General features: G+C 33.0%; 3 protein-coding genes. 2 read left to right on the top strand and 1 reads right to left on the bottom strand.

The features are described from left to right. Together KQA_RS20735 and KQA_RS0208795 are read left to right on the top strand one after the other, a co-directional pair. The coding region (locus KQA_RS20735; RefSeq protein ID WP_010180192.1) for a class I tRNA ligase family protein at positions 1 to 1,382 on the top strand (1,382 nt) is incomplete at its 5' end. A gap of 232 nt (positions 1,383 to 1,614) precedes the next feature. Continuing rightward, entirely contained in the window at positions 1,615 to 7,623 is a 6,009-nt protein-coding gene (locus KQA_RS0208795; protein ID WP_010180190.1) for a T9SS type B sorting domain-containing protein, read from the top strand. 137 nt (positions 7,624 to 7,760) lie between these two features. Here KQA_RS0208795 and KQA_RS0208790 read toward each other — a convergent pair whose 3' ends face one another. Next, positions 7,761 to 10,973: a cytochrome b5 domain-containing protein gene (locus KQA_RS0208790; RefSeq protein WP_010180188.1), complete on the bottom strand. Its 3,213-nt coding sequence runs from the start codon at positions 10,971 to 10,973 to the stop codon at positions 7,761 to 7,763. Positions 10,974 to 11,042: the final 69 nt, after the last annotated feature.

Raw genomic sequence — 11,042 nt, 5'->3', positions numbered from 1 at the left:
AAGGGAAAGAGGATTTTGTAGTAGCAGAAACTAAAGAGGCGGCCTTAAAATTAGCTCAGATTAAAACCGGAAATCAATCATTAAAGGAAGCGGATTTGAAGCAGGATGAAGATGCTTTAGATACGTGGTTTTCTTCATGGTTATGGCCAATGAGTGTGTTTGATGGGGTTAATAATCCAGAAAATGAAGAGTTTAAATATTATTATCCTACTAATGATTTAGTCACAGGGCCAGATATTTTATTTTTCTGGGTAGCTCGAATGATTATTTCTGGGTATGAATATACGGGTGAAGCACCATTTAAAAATGTGTATTTAACGGGATTAGTTCGTGATAAGCAACGACGAAAAATGTCTAAATCATTAGGGAATTCGCCCGATGCTTTAAAGCTTATTTCGGATTATGGAGCCGATGGTGTTCGAGTTGGATTGTTATTAAGCTCGGCTGCAGGAAATGATTTGATGTTTGATGAGGATTTGTGTAAGCAAGGAAAGTCATTTGTGAATAAAATATGGAATGCCTTTCGTTTGATTAAAGGTTGGGAAGTTACAGCCGAAGAAAAAACACAGCCAGAAGCGGCTGCTAAGGCTATAGCTTGGTACAAAGATAAATTTCAATCGGTATTAGTATCCATTGATAGTAATTTTGAAAAATATAGATTAAGTGATTCACTAATGTCCATATATAAATTGGTGTGGGATGATTTTTGTAGTTGGTTACTTGAAATGGTTAAGCCTACTTATGGGGAGTCAATTGATCTTAAAACTTTTGGGGAGGTTATAGGTTTGTTGGAGGATAACCTACGTTTGTTACATCCTTTTATTCCCTTTGCATCCGAAGAAATTTGGCAAAACATCACGGATCGTTCTTCCGCAGAAGCCTTAATAATAAACACCTATCCAAAACAGGTTGATTTTAATAGTCAATTATTAGAAAACTTTGAAATAGCAAAAGAAATCATTTCGGGAATTAGAACCATTCGTAAGGATAAAAATATATCATTTAAAGAAACAATTGATTTGCAAATAATTAATAATGAGTCCGTATCGACTGATTTTGATTGTGTTATTGAAAAGTTAGGGAATATTGAGTCATTATCCTACGTAAAGGAATCACCTGAAGGAGCGCTTTCTTTTAGAGTAAAATCAAATGAATATTTTGTACCCCTAAAAGGAGCAGTCAACCTTGAGGAGGAATTAAGTAAATTAAGAGAAGAGTTAGCTTATACCGAAGGTTTTTTAAAGAGTGTAAGTAAAAAGCTTTCCAATGAACGATTTGTAGCAAATGCACCAGAACAAGTAGTGGCTACTGAGCGTAAAAAAATGGAAGATGCACAAGCAAAAATTGAAACCTTAAAAGCTGGTATTTCGGCACTTTCATAATTATAAGTAGTTTCTTTATTAATAAAGGAATAAAAAAAGCCTTGAGGACATCTCAAGGCTTTTTTGTAATAATTAACCTACAATTATAGGATAATTAGTTCTTTTATCTGTATTTTTGAGTGTTTTAACGATTTTATTAAAAAATGAATTATTGTATTTTAATATGGTTTTGTTTTTTTAAATTTCTGTAAACCAAGTTTTTGTGTAATTATTTGTTTCAAAATCTCCCCCGATGAAGAAAAAAAATCTACTTATTTGTTTTTGCTTTTTTGTAAGTTTTGTGGTGGTTAATGCCCAGGACTTGACAATTGGTGTAAGTCAAAATGTTGAACAACTACTTGAAAATCATCTTATAGAGGATGTTGGAGGTTGTGACCTAACAACAAATGAGTTGTTGGGAGTCAATGGTACTTCGGAAGCGGCGTCTCCTATTACTAGTTTTGGAAGTTTTACAGCTAGTGGTAATAGTGGTTTTACTATACAGGAAGGAATAGTATTAACTACCGGTAGAGTTAGTCAGGTAAATGCAAGTACAGCGGGTATTGGTGATGGGACTACGGTTTGGGGAGGTAGTAGTGATTATGAAAATGCGATAGGAGCCCCTGCAGGGACAACATTTAATGCTACGGAAATTGAATTTGATTTTTATGCTTTACAAGATAATATTGCTTTTAACTATGTTTTTGCTTCTGATGAATATGCTTCTGGTGCAGCAAATTTTTGCACAAACAATGATGGGGTTGCTATTTTAATTAGAGAAGCTGGGAGTGGAAGTCCTTTTAGGAATATTGCTTTAACCCCCGATGGACGCCCAGTAACTGTAGCAAATGTTCATGAAGAAGGAGTGGGTAGTACACCTGCGACATCATGTCCAGCTGAGAATGCATCATTAATTACTAATGGAGGAGCAAGGTCGTCAAGTACGCGAATAAATTATACACAGTATACCGAAACTTTAAGTGCTCAAACTAATTCCAGCATAGGAACTAGTTATAACGTAAAAATAATCATAGCCGATGGAGGAGATGCCTTTTCAGATTCGGCAGTGTTCATTGGTAAAACCACCAATGAGCTATCATTAGATTTAGGTAGCTTAGAAGGTAGCGTTTTTACAGCTGGGAATGTAGCAGACTGTGCTAGTTCAGTAACCTTAAGTCCATCGCAAGTATTTCCAGCATCGGCACAATACACATGGACTAGTAGTGCAGATACTAGTTTTTTGGAAAATACCAGAACCATTGATGTTACCGAGTCTGCAACTTATAGTTTAAATGTGCAACTCAACCTAACTTGTTCGATTGATGCTGAAATTGAAGTAGACTTATCAAATCTTCATCCAGGGAGTGAAATAACAACACTTTCAGAATGTGTTTCGGGTGGTGCGATTAGTCAAGTAGTTGATTTGACCATAAAAAGTGCTGAAGCTTTAGTAGGTAGAGAAACGGGGTCAACAATTGCTTTTTTTACAAGTTTAGCTGAAGCTGAAAGTGATGCAGGAACTTCAATAGCCACTCCTAATGCGTTCACAGCAAATAATAATGATACAATTTACATGAGTGTTGTAGAACCATCTGGGTGTAAATTTATCTCTAGTTTTGAAGTGAATATAGGTCAGGGAGAAACCATACCAAGTGTTGTTAGAAATTTTGATGTGTGCGATTCGGAGTTAATTATAGGAGATTCTGTAAGTGATGCAGATGGTTTTGAAGCAGTTTATACAGATGAAATTACAACTCAATTTTTTTCAGATATACCTGGTAGCTTTTCCTATTTTGAAGATTTGGCGTTAAGTACACCTTTTGATGATTCGCAAGTGTATACTGGTAGTTTTACTATTTACGCTCAAAATACATCTCCTTCAGGTTGTCCAGGGAATGCTTTGCCAATTAGAATAACGATTAATACCCCACCAATTGGTGTGCCTTTTGATGAAATAGAAGGAACAAATGCTATTTTTGAGGAAATTATTATTTGTGATGAAGATCCTAAAGATGGTTTTACCGCTTTTGATTTAGAACCTATAAGAAATCAGATATTAACATCTGGGATAACAGGGGTAGATATTAGTTTTCACAGAAGTGTAGCGGATGCAGAGTCGGGAGAAAACCCAATAATAGATCCATCTAATTATACTAATGAACAAGAAAATATACAAAGAATTGGAGTGCGTATAGTAAATACAGGTCAGGATTGTTCTATAGTACGCCCCGTAACACTCAAAGCACGCCATTTGATTTCGGACAGTACGGTTGAAGATGAGAGTGCTTGTGATGATGATGATGATGGTTTTGCAATTTTTGATCTTTCAAATAAAAAGAATGAAATTTCAACGGAATTTGGAGTTGAGCTGTATGCGTCTCTTGCTGATTTTGAGGCAAATATTCCTATAACAAATACAGAATTAATTTCTTATACAAATACACAAGTTGATAGGCAAACCATTTATGTTCGTCTCACGGATACAGATCCGATGTGCGAAGATAGAGATACGTTTGATTTGATTGTTTCTCCTCAAGTTACAATAAATACACCTGTAGACACTTTAATGGTTTGTGATCTAGATTCAGATAGTCAAATCAGTGGATTACCTACTTTGTTTCAAACCGAAATAGCATCGCAAATAACTACAGATACAACGCTAGGTTTAAGTTTTTATACCAATCAAGTAGATGCTAATGCTATTGATGATACATCTGTATCAGAATTAACAGATGCAGATATTGGAACAACAGGAACGTATTGGGTAAGAGCAACCTCTAATGATGGGTGCATTGCGGTGGTATCTTTTCAATTGCAAGTTAATCCAGCCCCAGATATTGTTTCACTAGATCCAATATACGTATGTTACGATAGAACGAATCCTATTCCTTTTCAGGATATAACACAAAGAGTTACAGCAGCAGATAAGAGTGAGTTTACTGTAGATTATTACAATACACAATCATCTGCGGAATTAACCCCTAAGGCGACGGATAATTTAATTCCTGCTTCCGATATAACTAATTATGACATTTCTTTGGATGATGACGGAATAATTTGGGTTAGGTATGAAAACAAAATAACAGGATGTATTTCTGTAGAGCAGCAACAATTCATTATAAATACGATTCCAATTATTGAAAATAGAGATGACTTTTTATTGTGTGTCAATCCAGGAAATTCGTTAGCGGCTAATTTTAATTTACGTAGTAGAGATGCGTTGTTATTAGGGACACAAACGGACAAATTTGTTAGATATTATAGTTCATCAATTGCCGATGCTAATTTGGGAGGGAGTAGTGGAGAAATTACAAATCCTACTTTTTCAAGTAGTATTCCTGAAATGCCTATTTATTTTAGAATCGAAAATAACGATGACCCTAATTGTTTTGTGACAGGTCAGTTCAATTTGAAAATTGAAGAAAATGCCGCTACTATTCCTATTGATCGTTTAATAGAATGTGAAGGAGATACACCGAGTGTGGCTACGTTTAATTTACAGGATGCTATTGATATGATTACCGATAATGGAGTAATAACTGGTGTTAGCGTTGATTTTTATATAAATGATGAAGATGCAGGATTTGTTGATTTAAGTACTGCAGGAAGTCAAAGTATACAGGTGCCTCCAGCAACTGGGACGGCGTTACCATTAGATGGTTACGAAAATCAAACACCTTTATCTCAGGAAATAGTAGCGCGTATTACTAATATAAATGGATGTGTAACATTTGATAAATTTTTACTTATAGTTGATGAAAGACCAGAGGTAGAATCTTTACAAAATATACAGGTTTGTGATGTAGGTATACAAGGAGTTGAAACAGTTAATTTGACAAGTATAGAGGCTGATTTTGTGTTTAACTATGCAGGTAGACAAAGAGATTTAGCAGCGGTAGGAGGAGTGCTTTATTTTAGAACAGCATCGGATAGAGCTGCCCATACCGAAACAACACCTTTAAATATTGATGCGGATCAAGCATTTGAAATTACAAATTTTAATACACCTATATACTTAAGGATTACTTCGGATACTGGTTGTATTTTTGAAACATCATATAACATACAATTAAATCCTTTACCAGAAATTGTAGCTAAAAATATTGTTTTATGTGAGGATACATTTGGTTCAAATAGTTTTACAATAAGTGACCTTAGTGTATTAAATACTAATTTTCAGTTTGTGGATACTTCTAATCCTATAAATGAAAATGTAATAGTACGTTATTATTCGGATGCTGCAGGGACTAGACCACTTTCGGGTAGTTTTACCAAAAGAACGAGTGATATAGAGATTTTTGCAGAAGCCTTTAATACGGAAACTTTGTGTACCTCCGAAGCTATAGTAAGATTAGGTTTGATAGCAAATCCACTTCCTGTAATTGCCTCGCCAAATCCATTAGATTTAGTTGTTTGTGATTTGGATAATGTATTAGATGGAGTTACTGATTTTATTTTTTCGGATTTGGACACTACAGTATTAAATGGGCAAAACCCTACTAATTTTACAGTGTCTTATCATAATACCATAGAAGATGCGGATACTAATACTGTTTTGAGTGAGGTAAATAGAGCTACAACAAAATCATATGTAGCTCGTGTTACCAATAATAGTACTTCATGTTATACGATTATTGAATTTGATGTAACAGTAAATGCAATCCCACAACTTGAACCTATTACTCAAGTAATGGAGCGTTGTGATATGGATAATGATGGTATTGAACTATTTAATTTGAATTCTATTGAGGCAAGTTTTGTTCCTTTAGCTGGCGCTGAATTAGATTATTCGATACATTATTACACTGCAGCATCCAGAAATGCTTCAAATGAAATTACGGGTGTGGATATAGCGCAGTTCCCAGTGAATAGATTTGGGGAGCAAATTGTTTATTTGACATTAATTTCTAATACAGATACGAACTGTATCCACGAGAATGAATTTAGAATTAATTTAATTCAATTACCTCAAATAAATGAGATTACAACACCGGTTAGATTTTGTGAAGGAGAATTATTTGGCGAAAAAAGAGCAGAATTAACGGGGCTATTAATACCGGATAATACCGATGTTTCAATTAGTTATCACACCGATATGGCAGCAACTTCGGTTACAGAAATTAATGACGCAGATACTATTCCCAATGGTCAGGTTTATGTAAAGTCAATGAATGTAAATTCAGGTTGTATAAATATTGGAGTGATTAGTTTGGAAGAAGTATCCCTTCCTGTAATTAATCAAGTAAGTTTAGCAAGTAGAACAGTATGTGATGATGATGAATTTAATGATGGTTTTTTTCTGTTTGATTATGAAGTTTTAAATGCAGAAATATTGGGCGGTCAAACACCTTCGGATTATAATATAAGTTATCATTTAACACGAGATGATGCGGAACAAGGGGATCAAATACCTGCCGATAGACTTATAAATTCGGGAATTTATTATGTGAAAGTTAAAAATGAAGCAATAGGTTGTGAATCTATAGCAGAAATAGAGTTATTTGTTGAGCAAATTCCGATTATTGATCTTGATGATGTAGTTTTTTGTATTAATAATCCAATGCGTTTGATTGATGGTGATACAGGAAATGATAATGATGTGTTTTATGAGTGGACATTTAAGGATGAATTAGGTAATCAAGTCAAGCAGCCAGTAACCAATTCTAAAACTTTAGAATTAAGTCCAGCTGATATTGGTTTGTTCATTACTTTGGAAGTTAGAAATAACTCGGTGAGATCATGTGCGGCATTTAAAACTTTTGAAGTTAAGGAATCGAAGAGTGCTGATATTGTTATTGACGATATAATAAAAGGTTTTGATTTAAATCAAGTAACTATTGAGGTTTCTTCTGAAGGAGATTATACCTATGGTTATGATGATCCAGACCCTGCAAATAGTCAAGAATCTAATGTAATTGAAAATGTATTGCCTGGGAAACATACCATTTGGGTATTTGATAAAAATGGATGTGACCCAAGTATGAAAGAATTTATTTTTATAGATTACTTTCCATATTTCACTCCAAATGGAAGTGGACCTATTGAAACAGAAACCTGGCATGTAAAATCTATTGATGAAATTCCAGGAACCTTGGTATATATTTACGATCGTTTTGGAAAATTATTAAAAACTCTTACTAGTAGTAGTGAAGGTTGGGATGGAACTTTTAATGGAGTACCTGTACCAACTGATGATTACTGGGTGTTAATTAAAACTCCAGATGGAGAGGAAATAAAAGATCATATTACCTTAAAAAGGTAATATGATCTTAGTAAAATTGATTTTAAGTGAGTAGTGTTTGTATCGTTTTATAATAATAACCCGCAGTGGTTAGTTTAAGTACTTAGTTGATTATTCTTAAGTAAGGATCATCTGCGGGTTAATTAACAAAGCTCAACTTAATGTAATGTTAAAACAGTTTTTTTGTCATCAAAAACGGTTTTAGGTATTAGCCTTAGTTCTTTTTTGAATAGTTCAAACAAATTTTTCATCGCTATTTGGTGTATACTATCTAGATTCGATTCATACGATTCAAAGAATTTTAAGCCGTCCCATAAAAGCTTTTGAACTAATTCTAAAAGTGATTTATTTTGAGCTTCTTGTTGGGTAAGTTTATCCCAACTATCTTCAATAGTTAATTTTTTTAAAGAATAGATATCACATACATTTTTTGTAGATTCAACGGCCTTGTCAATTAGCGTGATAATATTTTGGAAATAATATTGTTTTCCATAAAGTTGTTGGATTATTTCATGAATGTTTTTAACATATTCGGTTAAAAATCGATTTTGATTTTCCACCATTAATGCCACTTTGTAAGGGGTTTTTTCATTAGCTCCACATAATATGGTTGTTTTTCTGTTTTTGAAAGAAAAATCAGCGACAAAAGTATTTAACATTTCTGTGCAGAGCTGTAAAGCTTTCAACCATTGGTTGTATTGGTTTTTTAAGTTATTGGGTAATTCCACCTTTTTAAGATTACCAATACAGTACATACTTAAAAGAGATTCGATTTCTTTTGAAGAATTATGGTTCGCTTTTTTAAACTCATGAGTACCATCTCTTCCGCTATTATCAATAATGATTTTATCCCCACCGGGATGAATTTCTTTAAATTCAGTAACATCATACACTTTATCATTTATAGAAAGCCAATAACCATTTTTATCATTATTCTTGTTTACTATATCTGAAATGTAATAGTTTCGAGATTTATCGTTTTTTATAAAATTAGGAGAGGTAAACACATCCTGCATGTATCTATTTTCCGAAAATAAGGAATAGAGAAGTTCTTTAGCATCCTTATTATTTGGTGTATGTTTAGTTATAATATGCTTAATACAATTTAGTATTGATAGTGCAAAACCAGCTTTACCACAAGTGTAAAATAGGCCTTCACGATTTTTATCTTTAGGAGCAATATGCTTGTAAATTTTTGAAGCATGTTGTTCTTGTAAAATGATGTAATCAATTTTTCTGTTAGGTATACCTGAAAAAATAAGTTCATTTTTTGAGATAGATTGCTCTTTGTCTAAAATTAAGTGATCTCTAGTAATTATAATATTTAAATCGATTCCATGTGTTAAAAAGAGTTCTTTTAGTTCGTTTTTAAAAATAATATCATCGAGGTGTTTTACGCAATAAAAAATAGATAACTGTTGTAGTTTGTTTTTTCGTTTTAATTCCATCCAGAAGCTTCTAAATGGAGCAATACCAGATCCGGCAGCAAAAAGTGTAATGCTTTTGTTTTTTATGTCATTAGGTAATGAAAACCTAAGTGGTCTAACGATATTAATGGGTATTTGTGAATTATGATCTAACTCTTCATTAGTTAAAAAATGGGAACAAACCCCTTTGTGTATTTTGTTTCCAATAGTAGTTTCTGCATTACCTATCGTCAATTCAATTTTATTTTTATCAAAATCAGAAGATATACTATACATCCTTTCTTGTTCGGGATGGAGGCAATCCATAAAATGAGGTAAAAGCATTTGAGATACGTTAGAAGAAAAAGCAACTAATTTTTCGACTAATTCTACTAATGAAATTTGTTGTGAATTTGGATCTAATTTAAAAAATAATTTTAAATGTGGGCAAAGCGATAGAATGCTGCTTACATTATTGATTTTAGCAGATAGTAGTATTTCATAGATTGTAACTTGTTCAATTTCTTTGTTATAGTAGGTGTTAAAATAATTTTTCCATTCATCATTAAGTATAATGGGTTCTTTTCCTGTTAAGTCTAGTAGTTTAATTATTTTATGAACTGTTGCTTTATCGTTTTTAGGGACTATAGCACAGCGGTCACCAGATCGGTAAGTGATTCCTTTGTTTTTAATGTCAAGTGCTACTTTAGTGATGTTTTTTGAAGGACTCTTTGTTCTTTTTGAAACAAAACCAAAAGGGCATTTTAGTTGCTTTTTGGCATATCGTTCTAAGCGAGTGGTTTCAAGTTCGTCATCAACTTCCTCCCAAGTTCTTTCTTTAAAAAGTCCACTGAAACCACCTATAGTAACGGACCTTCCAACTTTAAAGGCCATTTGTAAGTACCCATAAACCTTTCTTCGATGTACGCCTAAAAATCCATTATCTCCAGAATAACTCTCTATAAATGAATAAAAAGCGCCATTTAATTCTTCGTCATTTTGTTCTTTTATAAAATTAGTTATTGATACTTTTTCAACAGCATTTAAAAAATTACGCCAATGTTCGGGATACCATTCTCTAATAAACAAAGCTTCTTTTCCCAGAATTGTGTCATACTTTGCACGTTCGATAAAGGTATCAATTAAGTGGAAAAATGGGGAAGATGTTCCGCTAGGACCTTGCACTCCCTCTTTTATAGGTACGGCAAAAGGAGCTACTGTTTTTGCCCATACAATTGGGTCAACATATGTTTTGCTTCTAGGGTTTGGGTTGATTTTTAAAAAACTATTTTCAGTTACATTTAGTAGGATTTTTTTTAATACCAGCAAACTATCAATAACAGTTCGTTTATCATTTTGAATAATAGCATTTTGAATGTTTACGATATGCTTTATAATTTTATTCGTTTGAAAAGCAATTTCAGTTTGAGTAAGGTAAAAAACCTGTTCTTCTTGATTGTTGACTGTTGGTGTTAGTAATTCAAGGTTTTCTAGTTCAAATTTATCATTTATCTTTTTTTGTTTCCAATTATATATTATAAGATCGATATATGATAGAAAAGGTTGAGGTCTTTTTAATCTTTTAGTAATTATTTTCCATGGTATAGTAATTGATTCAGGAATATTTAAATCTTCATTTCTTTCATTTCTTACGTAGGCATGAGCAAGTATACTCATTAGCATTGATGCTCGACATAAATATTTGTCATTCAAATTTTCGGCATCTAAAACTTCCATTTTTTGTATAGAAACTCTTAATGTTTGATTTTTATAATGCTTGGGTAAGTCCGAAGCTATTTTGTCCCATAAATTAAATGGATAGGGCAGATTGGAAATAGGATTTAATAGAGGCATAAAGCCCCTTTCGAATGATAAAAAGCCTAGATTTTCATGTCCATTTTGAGCGTTAGTTTGTTCTGCATACTTGATATAATTATGCGAGGGGCTATATATTGTAGTATTCATTCTAGTTAGTTTAGCTATGTTGTTCTCTTTTTGTTACATGTGTTAATAATGTTATTTGGTTAGTTAAAT

Source organism: Aquimarina agarilytica ZC1 (assembly GCF_000255455.1).
GTDB lineage: Bacteria > Bacteroidota > Bacteroidia > Flavobacteriales > Flavobacteriaceae > Aquimarina > Aquimarina agarilytica.
The sequence above is the reverse complement of the archived record's forward strand: the minus strand, read 5'-3'. Positions and strand labels throughout refer to the sequence as shown.

Excerpts from the sequence above, each read along its gene's own strand:
- KQA_RS0208795 (WP_010180190.1), top strand. The coding sequence starts at position 1,615 with ATGAAGAAAAAAAATCTACTTATTTGTTTTTGCTTTTTTGTAAGTTTT.
- KQA_RS0208790 (WP_010180188.1), bottom strand. The coding sequence starts at position 10,973 with ATGAATACTACAATATATAGCCCCTCGCATAATTATATCAAGTATGCA.